This is a genomic window from Bradyrhizobium sp. USDA 376 (genome assembly GCF_054063675.1).
In genome coordinates this window covers 6795184-6810941 of sequence record NZ_JBSSGN010000001.1, presented here as the reverse complement: position 1 = coordinate 6810941, position 15758 = coordinate 6795184, and the positions used below count along the sequence as shown (strand labels likewise).

16 protein-coding genes are annotated in these 15758 nt (G+C 65.4%); 5 read left to right on the top strand and 11 right to left on the bottom strand.

Annotation, left to right across the window (positions count from 1 at the left end):
- Positions 1-109 precede the first annotated feature (109 nt).
- A complete protein-coding gene (gene lpxD / locus ACVJ19_RS31705; RefSeq protein ID WP_453953069.1) occupies positions 110-1177 on the top strand; it encodes a UDP-3-O-(3-hydroxymyristoyl)glucosamine N-acyltransferase in 1068 nt (355 codons plus the stop codon).
- On the top strand, positions 1174-1635 hold the full coding sequence (fabZ, locus tag ACVJ19_RS31700) for a 3-hydroxyacyl-ACP dehydratase FabZ (RefSeq protein ID WP_183238958.1): 462 nt from the start codon (positions 1174-1176) through the stop codon (positions 1633-1635). The genes lpxD and fabZ overlap by 4 nt, the downstream gene beginning before the upstream one ends.
- Positions 1636-1657: 22 nt before the next feature.
- On the opposite strand, the gene ACVJ19_RS31695 is transcribed toward fabZ, so the two are convergent.
- Positions 1658-1981 (bottom strand): KTSC domain-containing protein, encoded by a 324-nt coding sequence (locus tag ACVJ19_RS31695; RefSeq protein ID WP_453953068.1) that lies wholly within the window; start codon positions 1979-1981, stop codon positions 1658-1660.
- A gap of 159 nt (positions 1982-2140) precedes the next feature.
- On the opposite strand from ACVJ19_RS31695, the gene lpxA reads away from it, so the two are divergent.
- The 3 genes from lpxA to lpxB are packed head-to-tail and all read left to right on the top strand — an operon-like array spanning position 2141 to position 4984.
- Entirely contained in the window at positions 2141-2932 is a 792-nt protein-coding gene (lpxA, locus tag ACVJ19_RS31690; protein WP_453953066.1) for an acyl-ACP--UDP-N-acetylglucosamine O-acyltransferase, read from the top strand.
- Between the two features lie 19 nt (positions 2933-2951).
- Positions 2952-3809 carry an LpxI family protein gene (locus tag ACVJ19_RS31685; RefSeq protein WP_453953065.1) on the top strand — a complete coding sequence of 286 codons (858 nt, stop codon included), beginning with the start codon at positions 2952-2954 and terminating at the stop codon, positions 3807-3809.
- Positions 3806-4984 (top strand): lipid-A-disaccharide synthase, encoded by a 1179-nt coding sequence (gene lpxB, locus ACVJ19_RS31680; RefSeq protein ID WP_453953064.1) that lies wholly within the window; start codon positions 3806-3808, stop codon positions 4982-4984. Before ACVJ19_RS31685 ends, lpxB begins: the two co-directional genes overlap by 4 nt.
- Before the next feature lie 141 nt (positions 4985-5125).
- Here the strand turns inward: lpxB and ACVJ19_RS31675 are convergent, their stop codons facing one another.
- From ACVJ19_RS31675 to gltX, 10 genes are all read right to left on the bottom strand, one after another.
- Positions 5126-5893, bottom strand: coding sequence for an SDR family NAD(P)-dependent oxidoreductase (locus ACVJ19_RS31675; RefSeq protein ID WP_453953063.1), 768 nt, complete (start codon positions 5891-5893; stop codon positions 5126-5128).
- Complete coding sequence (locus ACVJ19_RS31670; protein WP_453953062.1) at positions 5890-7005, bottom strand: ABC transporter ATP-binding protein; 1116 nt, start codon at positions 7003-7005, stop codon at positions 5890-5892. Before ACVJ19_RS31670 ends, ACVJ19_RS31675 begins: the two co-directional genes overlap by 4 nt.
- Before the next feature lie 10 nt (positions 7006-7015).
- Positions 7016-7873: a carbohydrate ABC transporter permease gene (locus tag ACVJ19_RS31665; RefSeq protein ID WP_453953061.1), complete on the bottom strand. Its 858-nt coding sequence runs from the start codon at positions 7871-7873 to the stop codon at positions 7016-7018.
- Complete coding sequence (locus tag ACVJ19_RS31660; protein ID WP_453955255.1) at positions 7866-8714, bottom strand: carbohydrate ABC transporter permease; 849 nt, start codon at positions 8712-8714, stop codon at positions 7866-7868. The genes ACVJ19_RS31665 and ACVJ19_RS31660 overlap by 8 nt, the downstream gene beginning before the upstream one ends.
- 71 nt (positions 8715-8785) lie before the next feature.
- Positions 8786-10072, bottom strand: a complete 1287-nt coding sequence (locus ACVJ19_RS31655; RefSeq protein WP_453953060.1) for an ABC transporter substrate-binding protein — start codon at positions 10070-10072, stop codon at positions 8786-8788.
- 59 nt (positions 10073-10131) lie between these two features.
- Complete coding sequence (locus ACVJ19_RS31650; RefSeq protein ID WP_453953059.1) at positions 10132-11310, bottom strand: ROK family transcriptional regulator; 1179 nt, start codon at positions 11308-11310, stop codon at positions 10132-10134.
- Positions 11311-11436: 126 nt separating this feature from the next.
- On the bottom strand, positions 11437-12066 hold the full coding sequence (locus ACVJ19_RS31645) for a hypothetical protein (protein ID WP_453953058.1): 630 nt from the start codon (positions 12064-12066) through the stop codon (positions 11437-11439).
- Positions 12067-12178: 112 nt separating this feature from the next.
- Positions 12179-12586: a GFA family protein gene (locus tag ACVJ19_RS31640; RefSeq protein ID WP_453953057.1), complete on the bottom strand. Its 408-nt coding sequence runs from the start codon at positions 12584-12586 to the stop codon at positions 12179-12181.
- 207 nt (positions 12587-12793) lie between these two features.
- Positions 12794-14098, bottom strand: a complete 1305-nt coding sequence (gltA, locus tag ACVJ19_RS31635; protein ID WP_453953056.1) for a citrate synthase — start codon at positions 14096-14098, stop codon at positions 12794-12796.
- Positions 14099-14254: 156 nt separating this feature from the next.
- Positions 14255-15682, bottom strand: coding sequence for a glutamate--tRNA ligase (gene gltX / locus ACVJ19_RS31630; protein WP_453953055.1), 1428 nt, complete (start codon positions 15680-15682; stop codon positions 14255-14257).
- Positions 15683-15758 lie beyond the last annotated feature (76 nt).

Genomic DNA, 15758 nt, shown 5'->3' with positions numbered 1-15758 from the left:
TCAGTTTTCTTTGGGGGCCGATCTTCCAAAAAGATCGTGCTCAATCCATGAGATAAGGCATGATGCGGCCTGACCGCTTCATGCCGAAGCCGGACCGCGACGGGGTGGAATGGCGCAGCCGACCTTCTTCAAGAAACCGCCTGCCACAGCGCTGGCCGACATTGCCACGCTGACCAAGGCGCAGCTGGTCGACCCCGCGAGGGGCGGCCACGTCATCACGGGCCTGGCTTCGCTGGACGAAGCCGGCCCGATGCATCTGGCATTCTTCGACAACCTCAAATACGTCGATCAGCTCAGGGCAACCAGAGCGGGGGCCTGTCTGGTCAGTCCGCGCTTCGAGGCCGAGGTGCCCGCGCATGTGGCCGTGCTGCGGGCGAAGCAGCCGTTCCGCGCCTTCGTCGGGATCGCCCGGGAATGGCACGGCGACGCGCTGAGGCCGCAATCCTGGGTCGGCAATGACGGCATCGCACCGTCGGCCATCATCGACCCTACGGCGCGTATCGAGGACGGCGTGATCGTCGAGCCGCTGGCTGTCATCGGAGCGGATGTCGAGATCGGCAGCGGCACGGTGGTCGGCGTCGGCGCGGTGATCGGCCCTGGCGTCAAGATCGGACGGGACTGCAATGTCGGCGCCCGCACCGCCATCCAGTGCGCCCTGATCGGCAACAACGTCCTGATCCATCCGGGCTGCTCGATCGGCCAGGACGGCTATGGCTTCATCTTCTTCGGCCCCGAGGGCCACCTGAAGGTGCCGCAGACCGGGCGCGTGCTGATCCAGAACGATGTCGAGGTCGGCGCCAACACCACGATCGACCGTGGGTCGTTGCGGGATACGGTGATCGGCGAGGGGACCAAAATCGACAATCAGGTCCAGATCGGCCACAATGTCACGATCGGCCGGCATTGCCTGCTGGCGGCCCAGATCGGCCTCGCCGGCAGCCTGACCATCGGCGACAACGTGGCGCTCGGAGCGAAGGTGGGCATCAACAATCACCTCAAGATCGGCGATGGAGCCCAGGTGACCGCGATGAGCGCGGTCAAGGACGACATTCCGCCGGGCGGCCGCTGGGGCGGGCATTTCGCCAAGCCGACCAAACAATGGTTCAAGGAGATCATCGCGGTGGAGCGCCTGGTACGCGACAGCAAGGCCGATCCGAAGGACGAGGGACGGGAATGACGGAGGAATCGCCTATCAAGTTCGAGCTGGTGGATATCAACGCGATCCTCCAGACGCTGCCGCACCGCTTTCCGATGCTGCTGATCGACCGCGTGATCAACATCCGGGCCGATTACAGCGGCATCGGCATCAAGAACGTCACCTTCAACGAGCCGGCCTTCCAGGGGCATTTCCCCGAGCGCCCGGTCTACCCCGGCGTCATGATGATCGAGGCGATGGCGCAGACGGCGGGCGTGATCGGCATCAAGTCGGTGGAGGGCACCGAGAAGCCGCGCGCGGTCTATTTCCTCACCATCGACAAGTGCAAGTTCCGCAAGCCCGTGCTGCCCGGCGATACCATCGAGTATCACATGCGCTCGCTCGGCCGCCGCAAGACCATGTGGTGGTTTCACGGCGACGCCAAGGTCAACGGCCAGGTCGTCGCGGAGGCCGACGTCGGCGCCATGCTGACGGATTAAGGGGCGAGTTGCACGAACGGATTCACGCGTGGCAGTCGTAACGGCTGCCGGCGGTCTCGCGCCTAATATTTTGGTTGAAGAATTGGCCCATGGACGGTGCGCCCAGGAGGCGTTCAACCGTCTCGGTCGTCACGCCACAATAACGGTCATAGGCGCCGCCCGCCGCGACGACGAGGTCCTGCCGCGCGCGATCGTAGCAGACCCGCTGGAGCACCGTGCTGCGGGTGATGTCGCGGCACTCGAATGTCCCGAGATCGACGCTGTGGCGCCCGCCGATCTCCACCGTCTCGGAGACGACAGGCGCAGCCGCGAGCTGTGCGAGCAGAAGTGCCAGGGCCCTGACCATGATAAGTTCAAGCTCCACGTGAACACGTTGAAGGGCCGGGACGGCGGCCTCATCCGGCACTTGAAACACGCCGAGATGATACGTCACTGGACAGATCGGGCATAGTCGCGCTAACCACCGGAAAAGCGAGCGACTTCAACACATAAGCAGATCTTTTTGATGAGCGAGATTGATCCCACCGCACGGGTCGCGGACGGCGCCGTGATCGGCGAGGGCACCGAGATCGGACCCTATTGCATCATCGGCCCGAACGTCGTGATCGGTGCGAACTGCAAGCTGATTGGCCATGTGCACATCACGGCGCAGACCACCATCGGCGATGATTGCACCATCTATCCCTTTGCCTCGCTCGGCACGCCGCCGCAGTCGCTGAGCTATCGGGGCGAGCTGACGAAGCTCAAGATCGGCTCAGGCTGCACCATCCGCGAATCCGTGACCATGAACGCCGGTACCGTTGCCGGCGGCGGCATCACCACGGTCGGCGACCGCGGCTACTTCATGAACTGCAGCCACGTCGGCCACGACTGCCATGTCGGCAACGACGTGATCTTCGCGACGTCGGCAACGCTCGGCGGTCACTGCGAGATCGGTGACTTCGTATTCATCGGCGGCTTGTCCGCAGTGCACCAGTTTACCCGCATCGGGCCGCAGGTCATGGTCGGCGGCGTCTGCGGCGTGCGCGACGACATCATTCCGTTCGGGCTGGTCAACGGCCAGTATGCGGTGCTCGAGGGCCTCAACCTGATCGGCATGAAGCGTCGCAAGTTCACCAAGCAACGGCTTGCGACCGTGCGCGCGTTCTACCAAAAACTCTTCCACGGCCCCGGCACGTTCGCCGAGCGGCTCGAGGCGTCGCGCCCGCTCGCGGGAGAAGATTCGGCCATCGCCGAAATCCTCGACTTCATCGGCAAGGGCAAGCGCCCGCTCTGTCTTCCCGCCATCGCGAAGTGACGCTGGGATGGCCGCGGACATGACATCGGCGGCTTCGGAGATTTCATCGCCGGTCGGCGTAGTCGCAGGCGGCGGCGCGATGCCGTTCGCGGTGGCCGAGTCGCTCGCCGCACGTGGCATCACGCCGGTGCTGTTTCCGCTGCGCGGGGCCTGCGATCCGGCGCGGGTGGAGAAATTCCGCCACCGCTGGATCTCGGTCGGCCAGCTCGGCCGCGCCATGCGGCTGTTCCGCGAGGAGGGCTGCCGCGACCTGATCTTTATCGGCACCCTGGTGCGGCCTTCGCTGTCCGAGATCCGGTTCGACATCAAGACGCTGCGCCTGCTCGGCAACGTCATCCGCGCTTTCCGCGGCGGCGACGATCATCTTCTGTCCGGCGTCGGCCGCATGCTCGAGCAGGACGGCTTTCGCATGGTCGGCATCAAGGATGTCGCGCCCGACCTCTTGATGCCCGAGGGATGCATCAGTCGCGCCTGGCCGAATGACAATGCCAAGGCCGACATCGAGCGCGGGCGCGCGGTGCTGACGGCGCTCGGCCCGTTCGACATCGGCCAGGCTGCCGTCGTGATCGACGGCCATGTGGTGGCGGTCGAGGACATCGAGGGTACCGACGCGCTGCTCGCGCGCGTCGCGCGCCTGCGCGAGGAAGGGCGCATCCGCGCCGCCACGGGCCGCGGCGTGCTGGTGAAGGCACCGAAGAGCGGCCAGGATCTGCGCTTCGACCTGCCGACGATCGGCCCGCGCACCATCGAGGGTGTCGCGAAGGCTGGCCTTGGCGGCATTGCCGTCATCGCCGGCAACACCATTGCCGCCGAGCCGCAGGCGATGATCGCGCTTGCCGACGCCAAATATCTCTTCGTCATCGGCCTGCCCAAATGATGCAGACCCGCGATCCCAAGCGGAAGATCTTCCTGATCGCGACGGAGGAGTCCGGCGACCGGCTCGGCTCGGCCTTGATGAAGGTGCTGCGCCAGCGCCTCGGCGACGGCGTGCAGTTCGAGGGCGTCGGCGGCCGCACCATGGCGCGCGAGGGGCTGGAGACGCTGTTTCCGATCGAGGAGCTGTCGATCGTCGGTTTCGCCGCTGTGGCGCAGCAATTGCCGAAGATCCTGCGGCTGATCCGCCAGACCGTCGACGCCGTGACCGAGTCCGCGCCGGACGCGCTCGTCATCATCGACAGTCCCGACTTCACCCATCGCGTCGCCCGCCGCGTGCGCGCGAAGAATCCTGCGATCCCGGTCGTCGACTACGTTTCGCCACAGCTCTGGGCCTGGCGGCCGGGGCGGGCGCGGACCATGCTCGGCTATGTCGATCACGTGCTCGGCCTGTTGCCGTTCGAGCCGGAGGAATACCGCAAGCTCGGCGGGCCGCCCTGCAGCTATGTCGGCCATCCCCTGATCGAGCAATTGTCTTCGCTACGGCCGAATGTGGAGGAGCAGAAGCGCCGCAACAGTGAGCCGCCGGTGCTGCTGGTGCTGCCCGGCAGCCGCCGCAGCGAGATCCGGCATCATCTCGAAGTGTTCGGCGCGGCGCTCGGCCGCTTGCAGGCGGCGGGACACGCCTTCGAACTGATGCTGCCGACCATGCCGCATCTCGAGGCGACCGTGCGCGAAGGCATTGCGAGCTGGCCGGTCAAGCCGCACATCGTGATCGGCGAGGCCGACAAGCGCGCCGCTTTCCGGATCGCCCACGCCGCGCTGGCGAAGTCCGGCACGGTGACGCTCGAGCTCGCGCTATCGGGCATTCCGATGGTGACGGCCTATCGTGTCGGCGCGATCGAGGCCTTCATCCTGCGCCGAGCGATCCGCGTCTCCTCGGTGATCCTCGCCAATCTCGTGATCGGCGAGGATGTCATTCCGGAGTATTTGCAGGAGGACTGCACGCCGGAAAAGCTCGCGCAGGCCCTCATCGAGGTGCTGACCGACACGCCGCTGCGCAAGCGGCAGGTCGAGGCCTTCGCCCGGCTCGATCAGATCATGTCGACGGGCAACAAATCGCCGAGCGTGCTCGCCGCCGACGTCGTGCTCGCGACGATGCGGAAGGGCCGGCGATAGACGACGGTCTTGTAGGGTGGGCAAAGCGAAAGCGTGCCCACCATTCCTGCCCGGTTGCAGAGAGATGGTGGGCACGGCGCTTTGCGCCTTTGCCCACCCTACGACACCGCGCATGTTGCGCTAGCGCGGCCGGATCGTTCCCTAGGCCAAGCCGCCGTCGACCCGGAAGCACTGGCTGGTGATACGTTGGCTCTCGTCGGACGCGAGAAACAGCGCCATCCGCGCGATGTCCTCAGGCGTCACCGCGTCGGGAATGGCCTGACGGGTGCGAAACTCGGTGATGACCCGTTCGTCCGGATACCACAGCCGGCGCTGGCGCTCGGTGATCACCATGCCCGGGGCGATCGCGTTGACGCGGATGCGGTCGGGGCCGAGGGACCGCGCCAGCGAGTTGGTGAAGCCGACGATGGCCGCCTTCGCCGCGGCATAGACCGGCAGCGCCGGCGCGCCGCGCATCCAGGCGATCGACGACATGTTGATGATCGAGCCGCCGCCACGCGCCTGCATCTGCGGCACCACGGCTTGTGCGGCAAAGAAGACGTGCTTCAGGTTGACGCCGATCATCCAGTCGAACTCGGCGGGCGTGACCTCCGCGAGCGCCTGGCGCTGGTCGTTGGCGGCGTTGTTGACGAGCACCGCGGCGTCACCGAGCGCTCGGTGGACCTCCGCCATGGCGCTGCGCAAGGCGTCGATATCCAGCAGATCGCAGGGCACGAACAGCGGCGCGGAAGCCGAGATCTTCGACAATTCCTGAGCCAGCGCTTCGCCCGCTTGTGTATCGATGTCGAGGAAGGCGACGCGGGCGCCTTGACCAGCGAAGGCGCGGACGAAGGCGGCACCGATGCCGCTGGCACCACCGGTAATCAACACCACACGGTCGGCGAGGCCGGCATAGCTCGTCTTTGTCATGCGATCAGTCGCTCCGTCTCGGGGTCGAACAGGCAAAGGCGGCGGGTGTCGAGCGCAAAGGGGGCAGAGGTGCCGGGCGCGGGTCGGACGTCCGGCGAGATGCGCGCCTGCGCGGGCTCGCCGCCAAGCCGCAGCAGGACGATGGTCTCGGCCCCGGTGGGCTCGACCATCTCGACCGGCGCGGTGACGACAACAGGCGCGCTCGCAGCGCCGGAGAACGCGCGGTCCCCTTCGGCGATGCATTCCGGCCTGATTCCAAGCACCACCTCGCGGCCGACATAGGATGCGGCGGCATCATAGCCCCGCAGATGCAGACGCACCTCGTCGGAGCGCCCGGCGCCGATCACGACCACTGGCCCGCTGCCATCTGCTTCGAGCCGTGCCGGCATCGTGTTCATCGGCGGCGAGCCCATGAAGCGGGCGACGAACAGATTGGCGGGATAGCGATACACGGTGTCGGGGTCGGCGAACTGCTGCACCATGCCGCGATGCATCACGGCGATGCGGGTCGCCATCGTCATGGCCTCGATCTGGTCGTGGGTGACGTAGACGATGGTGGCGCCGATGCGCTGATGCAGGCGCTTGATCTCCATCCGCATCTCGACGCGCAGCTTGGCGTCGAGATTGGAGAGCGGCTCGTCGAACAGGAAGAGCAGCGGATTGCGCACCAGGGCCCGGCCCATCGCCACGCGCTGGCGCTGACCGCCGGACAGTTGCGACGGCTTGCGTCCGAGCAGCGGCTCGATCTGGAGCAGCTTGGCGACGTTCGCCAGCGCCTTCTCCTGCTCCGCCTTGGCGATGCGTCGGCACTCCATGCCGAAGGTGATGTTCTGACGCACCGTCATGGAGGGATAGAGCGCATAGGACTGGAACACCATGGCGATGTCGCGGTCCTTCGGTGGGACGTCGTTGACGATGCGCCCGCCGATCTCGATCGTGCCGGCGCTCGGACGATCGAGCCCGGCGACGATGTTGAGCAGTGTGGACTTGCCACAGCCGGACGGCCCGACCAGCACGGTGAACTCGCCGCTCTCGATGTCGAGATCGATGCCCTTCAGCACCTCCAGATTGGCGTAGCGCTTCGACAGGGCGCGAATGCTCAGTGCTGCCATGATGGCCTCATCATTTCACGGCCCCGGCGGTGAGGCCTCGCACGAAGTACCGGCCGCCGAGGAGATAGATCAACAAGGTGGGCAGCGCCGCGATGATCACCGCGGCGCTCTGCACGCCATGCTGCGGAATATCCGCGATGGCGGCGGACAGTGCGATGAGCGCAGCCGTGACCGGCTGCTGCTGGCCGGTCGTGAATGTCACGCCATAGAGGAACTCGTTCCAGATGTGCGTGAACTGCCAGATCACGGTGACGATCAGGATGGGTGCCGAGAGCGGCAGAATGATGCGCCAGAAAATGCGAAAGAACCCGGCGCCATCGATGCGCGCGGCCCTGATCAATTCGTGTGGAATGGCGACATAGTAGTTTCGGCAGAACAGCGTGGTGAAGGAGAGCCCCTGGATGGTGTGAATCAGCACGAGGCCCGTCAGCGTGTTGATGAGGCCGATGTCCCGCAGCACGATGGTCCAGGGAAGCAGGCGCATCTGCTGGGGAAGGAACAGGCCGAGGGTCACGATGCCGTAGATCCAGTTGTCCCCGCGAAAACGCCAGAGCGACACCGCGTATCCGGCAATCGCGCCGAGCAGGGTCGAGATGATCGTCGCCGGAATCGTGACGAGCGCGGAATTCAGCATGTAGGGCCGGATGCCGGCGCAGGTCTCGGCGACGCAGAAGCCGCTCCAGGCCCTGGCATAATTGCTCCAGGCCCATTGTTGCGGCCAGCCGATCATCGAGGCCTGCGCGATCTCCTCGTTGGTGCGGAGCGAGTTCAGGATGACGACAACCAGCGGCGCGAGATAAGCGGCCGCGACCAAAGAAACGACGAGATAGATCAGAAGCCGGCTCGGCGCCAAGGTTCGCTCACGCATGGGTGGCCCGCCGTCGCTGGACATAGCGCCACGCCGCATACGGTAGCAGCACGGCGAGAAGAATGAGCAGCATGAGCACCGCTGCCGCCGCGCCCCGGCCCAGCTGGCTGCGCTGGAACATCAGGTCGTAGACGACGAGGGCCGGCAGCTGGGTCGCAATCCCGGGCCCGCCATTGGTGAGGGCGCGGACGAGGTCGAAGGCCGAGATCGCGAACTGCAGCTGGACGACGATGACGGTGATGGTGATCGGCCAAAGCGTCGGCAGAATGACGCGCCAGTAGGTCCTGATAGCTCCGGCGCCGTCGATCTGCGCGGCCTTGATGATGTCGGCGTCGACCGAGCGGAGGCCGGCCAGGAAGAGCGCCATGGCGAAGCCCGATGATTGCCAGATCGCAGCGATGACGATGGTCCAGATCGCCATGTCGCGGTCGACCAGCCAGTCGAACCGGAAGGAGGTCCAGCCGAGATCGTGGACGAGCTTCTGGATCCCGATGCCGGGATTGAGCAGCCAGCTCCAGACCGTGCCGGTGACGACGAAGGACACCGCCAGAGGGTAGAGGAAGATGGATCGCAGCACATTCTCGCCGCGAATGCGCTGATCGAGCAGGATCGCAAGCATGAGGCCTGTCACCAGGCTCAGCAGCACGAAGGCGCTGCCAAAGAGCAGCAGGTTGTCGAAGGCGATCTGCCAGTTCCGCGACGCCAGGACCGCATTGTAGTTGCGCATCCCCACCCAGCCCGTAACAGGCACGAGCGTGGATGGTGTGAACGAAATCCAGATCGTCCACAGCGAAAACGAGATGAGATGCGCCGCCGACAACAGCAGCGGCACCCAGATCATCAGATATTCGGGCAGCCGGCCGACCAAGCCTGATATCGCCGGCCGGCCCGTTGCTGGAGTGGCGATGTCGGTCAACGCGCGCCCTCGACGGCCTCGGCGAGGCGGGCGACCGCCTGCTCCGGCTTGATCGTCTTGTTCTTCACGTATTCGGTGAGCACGTCGATCATCGCGGCGGTCAGGCCGTTTTCCTGCGCCATGTTGTGGGCGAGGCTGAGGACGGCCTGATTGTTGGCGACGGCGTCCTTGAGCGCGGCAGCGGTCCGCCGCTGACCATCCGACCAGCCCTCACCGGAGAGGTCGACATCGGTGCGCACGGGGATCGATCCCGTGATCTGCGAATACATGGTCTGGATCGCGGGATCCATGACGAGCTGGGCCATCAGCGTCTGACCGGCCTGCAGATCGGGCTCCTTCCGCTGCCAGAAGATGAAGGCATCGGCATTCAGCAGAAACACCGGTTTGCCGTTGTCGCTGGGGCCCGGCACGATGACGAAGTCGTCGAACTTGAAACCGGCGTTGCGCAGCACGCCCTGCGCCCAGCCGCCCTGGATCATCATGCCCATCTCGCCGTCGATGAAGCGCTTCAAATTGGTGGCATAGGGCTGGGCGCCGACATTGGGGTCCATCCAGTCGGAGATCCTGCGCACCTGTACGAAGGCGGCCTTGATCTCCGGACCTTCCAGGGCCTTCTTGTCCAGATTCATGATGGCCGCGCGATATGCAGCGGGACTGATGCCGGCGAGCGAGGCCTCGAATTTCTGTCCGTCGTCGGGACGGGTGCCGCCATTGGCGATGGGATAGGTGATGCCGCCCGATTTCATCTTCTCGGCGAGATCGTTGAAGTCGGCCCATGTGACGGGGGTCTTGTCGGCCTTGGCCTTGTCCATCGCGCGTTTGGAGAGGAACAGCATGTTGGTGCTGTAGATCTGCAAGGGCAGTGCGATCCACTTGCCGCCCGGCTTGTGCAGTTTTGCAAGGTCCGGAGCGACGACCTTTTCGTAACCGGCGGCCGCGACGATGGCGTCGAGATCGACGGTCGGGGCAATCTTCGACCAGGCCGCGATTTCCGGGCCCTTGAGCTGCGAACAGGCCGGCGGATCGCCGGCGATGATCTGGGCACGCAGCTTGTTCATCATCTCGGTGGTGAAGCCGGGGACGGGCGAGTGCTGCCAGACCCCGCCCTTCTCCTCGAATTTCTTGCCGAGCGCCGTGATCGCCGCCCCGTCGCTGCCCGCGGACCATTGCGAGATCGCGGTCAGGCGCGGCTTGACCGCGCCTTGCGCGCGCGCAAATGCCGGCAGTGCAAGCGCGGCAGCAGATCCCGCGAGCAGACGACGCCTTGTTGTTGTGATCGGCATGGCAGTTCCTCCCGGTGTGAACTTTCTCGGCGCGTGCAGACTGCGCGGCTCAGGGCATGTCAGGCAGCCTCCGTCGATGCGGCGGGCATGCCGCCGCTTCTGGCGAGGCAGAAGGCGGCGAAGGCCAGTGCGGCCTGCGGATCGTTGCCGGTCGAGGGCGGCACGAAGGCGAGGGACACTTGCGCCAGTTTGCGACCGCCCAGCAGGCAGGCGTCAATTCCCTCGACCACGGCCTTGCGGTCGTCCTCGGCGAGAAGCGACGGCCAGCCGCTGATCGCAACCCCGCCGCAAGGCTTCACGTTCAGCGTGTTGCCGATCGCAAGGCCGAGCCGGAACAGCCGCCGGCGCAACTCCCGGCGAACGCGCGATGACAGCGGGATCGCGTCGACCCATTCGTGGCCGAGCTGAAGCAGCTCGGTTTCGGAAACGCCAAGAAGCTCGGCCAGGGCCGGCAGCGACGTGTAGGCCTCGACGCAGCCATGATGTCCGCAGCGGCAGCGCGGTCCATCCGGCCCGAACACCATGTGGCCGAGCTCGATCGGCTGCAGGGCATCGGCTTCGGCCGGATCATCCATCCAGGCGCCGGCAACGCCATGGCTGACAAAGACGAACAGATGCGTGTCGCTGAAGGGATAGTTCTCCGTGCGACAGCGGTGAAAGGTGGCGTGCGCCACGACCGAATTGGTGAATTCGGCCGGCACGCCGGCAAACATGCCGTCGAGCATGTCGCGGATGCGCCCGACGTCGCAGGGGATGATCGGATTGCCCGACACGCTGAGCCGGCCGAGGCCGGGAATGGAGACGCCGATCTGCGCGAGGGTGATGCGGCGGCGGCGCGTCCAGTCGCGCAGCAACGTCATGGCCTCGCGGAACACACGGCCGACGGACTCGGCGGTCGGCGTTTTCGGCAGCGGCACGCGCTCCGTGTAGTGCAGCTCGCCCGACAGACTGCCGACACCGACACTGAGCCGCTGAGTGCTCAGCTCGAAGGCCGCGAGTGCCACCGAACCATCGAGTGCGACGAGCGCCGTTGGGCCGCCGACATAAGGGGCGGGGCGCCGCACTTCCTCGATCAGGCCTTCGGCCTTGAGGTCAAACAGGATGCGCGACAGGCTCGCTTCCGACAGGCGCACGGCCTTGGCCAGAGGCGGGCGAAACGTGCCGCCCGACTGAAGCAGATGAGTCAAAATGGCAGCGCGCGTCTGCCGCCGACTTCTCGGCTGCTCCGGCATTTCCATCCCTGTCGTCATTCTTACTTAGTGTAAGAATTTGCGCGCTGAGCGTTTCGACTGTCAAGCCTTTGCCGGCGCGATGCGGCGACTTGTTGTTGTGCGCGGCAGCAAGGTCAGAGAGAGTGATGCCACTCAAGACAGACGCGCGACGTCGACGATGATCCGTTTGCGGTTGTCCGGGTCGACCAGGACAGGCAACTCGACCCCAGGGGCGGTGCGGCCCTCGCGGCGGCTTGCGCTGCTGAAAGACATGCGCGTGACCGCTTCCCAGGCCGATCCGCCGTTCGGATCGTTCACCGCGACGGCGATGTCCCACGTCCCGCCCGGCGCGCTGCTTGGTTGCACCTCATGCGCGGTCAGCACCTTCGCCGTCGTCGGAACCAGGCCGAGGGCGGCGCCGCCGCCAGCAAGTGCAATCTCCGTCTGCTGCGGCGTAAGCCCATTGACCAGCGACGGCGACGATGCGGCATGCTTCTCCTCGCTCCAGATGCGGGGAAACGGGCGGCGGCCGGGCGTGCCAGCCTGCTGCTCGCCACGCAAATCTGCCGCCAGCTCTTCGGCGGCTTGGCGCCCGGTCGGCACCAGATCCCATTCGATCCTGAACCGCGTGGGATCAGCGAGGTCCACGGTGACGGGAAGCACCGCGCCGGCGCGCGGCCATTTCGTCTTGGGAACGTCGTAGCCGCTGTATTGCACGGCAACCGCCGCGAGGCGCTCCGCAGTGACCACCCCGTCGATATCGCATCTGGGATGAAGCACCATCTCGCCGGCCGCATCGCTTGCCCCACGCATCGCTCGCTCTGTCGGACCCTGCCAAACAAAAACGGCGCCATCGTGAGATAGCACCGTTTCCGACCGCTCGCTGTCTTGCGGATCATGGGGTGGCCGGCGGCGTGCCTTCCGGCCATTCCGGCAACTCAGCCTTTGGGTCGTACCAGTTGGCGGCGTCCGATCGCCAGATGTGAACCTCGGGCCGTTCTGCGATCGGTGTGTCCAGGCAACCCATCCGCAGCAGGACCGTGCCCTTGCCGTCGCGCGCAGCGACGATGTGCGATCCGCATTGCGAGCAGAAGTAACGGGTCTTGCCGAGCGAGGATTCGAAGCCGCGCAGCAGTTCTTCGCCCTTGGTCCAGCGAAAGCGGTCGCGCGGAACGTTGGTGACGGTGGAGAAGGCGGAGCCGTGCGTCTTGCGGCAGGTCTGGCAATGACAGTGGACGATCATGCCCGTGCTGGCGTCGACCTCGTAGGCAACGCCTCCGCAGAGGCAGCTTCCGCTCAGCATCGGGTTCTCCATTTCCGTAGGGTGGGCAAAGCCACCGGGTCGCGCGAATGCGCGCCCGATGACAGGCTCCGCGTGCCCACCATTCCTGGCTCGCTCGTGGAGAGGTGGTGGGCACGCTGCGCTTTGCCAACCCTACGAGGTCACGGCACAAACAAAAACGGCGCCATCGTGAGATGGCGCCGCTTCGAAGGCCGCAATGGCCGGTTCTTACTTGCGATCCTTGATCGGCACGTAGTCGCGCTTGGTGACGCCGGTGTAGAGCTGGCGCGGACGGCCGATCTTCTGCTGCGGATCCTCGATCATCTCGCTCCACTGGCTGATCCAGCCGACGGTGCGGGCGACCGCGAACAGCACGGTGAACATCGAGACCGGGAAGCCCATCGCCTTCAGCGTGATGCCCGAATAGAAGTCGACGTTCGGGTAGAGCTTGCGGTCGATGAAGTACTGGTCGCTGAGCGCGATCTTCTCGAGCTCCATCGCCACCTTCAGCATCGGATCGTCGCCATGGCCGGTCTCCTTGAGCACGGCGTGACACATCTTCTGCATGATCTTGGCGCGCGGATCGTAGTTCTTGTAGACGCGATGACCGAAGCCCATCAGGCGGACTTCAGAGTTCTTGTCCTTCACCTTGGCGATGAATTCGGGAATCTTGTCGACCGTGCCGATGTCGTAGAGCATGTTGAGCGCGGCTTCGTTGGCGCCGCCATGCGCCGGGCCCCAGAGGCAGGCGATGCCGGCCGCGATGCAGGCGAACGGGTTGGCACCCGAAGAGCCGGCGATGCGCACCGTCGAGGTCGAGGCGTTCTGCTCGTGGTCGGCGTGCAGGATGAAGATCTTCTCCAGCGCGTCGGCGAGAACCGGGCTGACCTTGTAGTCCTCGCAAGGCACCGCGAAGCACATGTTCAGGAAGTTCTCGGCAAAGCCGAGCGAGTTCTTCGGATACACGAAGGGCTGGCCGACGGTGTACTTGTAGGCCATGGCCGCCAGCGTCGGGATCTTCGCGATCATGCGCATGGAGGCGATCATGCGCTGCTTCGGATCGTTGATGTCGGTGGAGTCGTGATAGAACGCGGCGAGGGCGCCGACCGCCGCCACCATGATCGCCATCGGATGGGCGTCGCGGCGGAAGCCCTGGAAGAAGCGGGCCATCTGCTCGTGCACCATCGTGTGATGGGTCACGCGGTAATCGAAATCCTTCTTCTGCTCAACGGTCGGCAGGTTCCCGTAGATCAGGAGATAGCAGGTCTCCAGGAAGTCGCCGTGCTCGGCGAGCTGCTCGATCGGATAGCCGCGGTATTCCAGCACGCCGGCATCGCCGTCGATGTAGGTGATCTTGGACTGGCAGCTCGCGGTCGAGGTGAAGCCGGGATCATAGGTGAACAGACCGGACTGGCCGTAGAGCTTGCCGATATCGACGACATCGGGCCCGACGCTGCCGCTGAGGATCGGGAGATCGTAGTTCTTGTTTCCGACCGTCAGCGTGGCGGTCTTTGGGCTTGGTTTTGCGTCCATCAGAGGTCCCCGATGTATGGTGAAACGGGCCGGACCCGGAAGGCCCCGATGAGATGGCGGGGCAGGCCGGATGTTCCAGAAGGTACGGGGGAGATGGGTATATTATTGCTGTGTGCGCTGCAAGATGGCGCGGCGCATGCTTGACTTATGTCTACCCTAGTCTCCGGCCTGATCCTTGAGCCGGCCCAAACTTTCCTGGCGTCCCAGCACGTCCAAAACCTCAAATATACCAGGCGATGTGGTCCGTCCCGTCAGCGCCGCCCGCAAGGGCTGGGCAACCGCGCCGAGCTTGAGACTATTTTCCTCGGCGAAGGCGCGCAACGCAGCCTCTGCGTTGGCCGCACTCCAGGTCTCGACTTTCTCCAGCGCGGAATGAAGCTGGCCGATCAGCTTGCGGTTCTCAGGCATCAGCAGCGCCTGCGCCTTGGGATCGAGCTGCAGCGGCCGGTCGGCGAAGATGAAATAGGCGCCGTCGATCAGCTCGAGCAGCGTCTTGGCGCGCTCCTTCAGGGCCGGCATGGCCTTGAGGACCTGCGCCCGCGTGGTGTCGTTTAACTTCGCCTTAATCTCGTCGCGGTTGGGCACGGCATGGTCGAGCACGTCCTCGAACATCTTCACGAGTGATTGATCGTCGGCGTGGCGGATGTAATGGCCGTTGAGGTTTTCCAGCTTGGCGAAGTCGAAGCGGGCGGCGGCCCGGCCGACGCTGGCGAGGTCGAACGCTTCGATCATCTCCTCGGTCGAAAAGATCTCCTGGTCGCCATGGCTCCAGCCGAGGCGGACGAGATAGTTGCGGAGCGCGGCCGGGAGATATCCCATGGCACGGTAGGCATCGACGCCGAGCGCGCCGTGCCGCTTCGACAGCTTCGAGCCGTCGGGGCCGTGGATGAGGGGGATGTGGGACATGCTCGGCAGCGCCCAGCCCATCGCATCGTAGATCTGCTTCTGGCGGGCGGCGTTGATCAGATGGTCGTCGCCGCGGATGACGTGGGTGACGCCCATGTCGTGGTCGTCCACGACCACCGCGAGCATGTAGGTCGGATTGCCATCGCCGCGCAAAAGCACGAGGTCGTCGAGGTTCTCGTTCTGCCAGACCACGCGGCCCTGGACCTGGTCCTCGATCACGGTCTCGCCGGTCTGCGGCGCGCGCAGGCGGATGGTGGGCTTGACGTCGCCCGGAGCCGTGCCCGGGTCGCGGTCGCGCCACATGCCGTCATAGAGGCGGGTGCGGCCCTCCGCGCGCGCCTTCTCGCGCATGGCAGCGAGCTCCTCCGCCGTGGCGTAGCAGCGATAGGCCTTGCCGTCGGCCAGCAGCTGCTCGGCGACCTCGCGGTGACGGGCGGCGCGGCTGAACTGGTAGATGACCTCACCGTCCCAGCCAAGCTCCAGCCATTTCAGGCCGTCGAGGATGGCATCGATCGCCGCCTCCGTGGAGCGCTCCCGGTCGGTGTCCTCGATCCGGAGCAGCATCTTGCCGCCATGCTTCTTGGCGTAGAGCCAGTTGAACAGCGCCGTACGGGCGCCCCCGATGTGGAGGAAGCCGGTCGGCGAGGGGGCAAAGCGGGTGACGACGGAATCGGTCATTCTTGGCAGGGCCTATGCATTGGAGGCGGTGGTGTATAGCAGGACCGGAGCATAACTAAAGCCCGACGGCGGACGG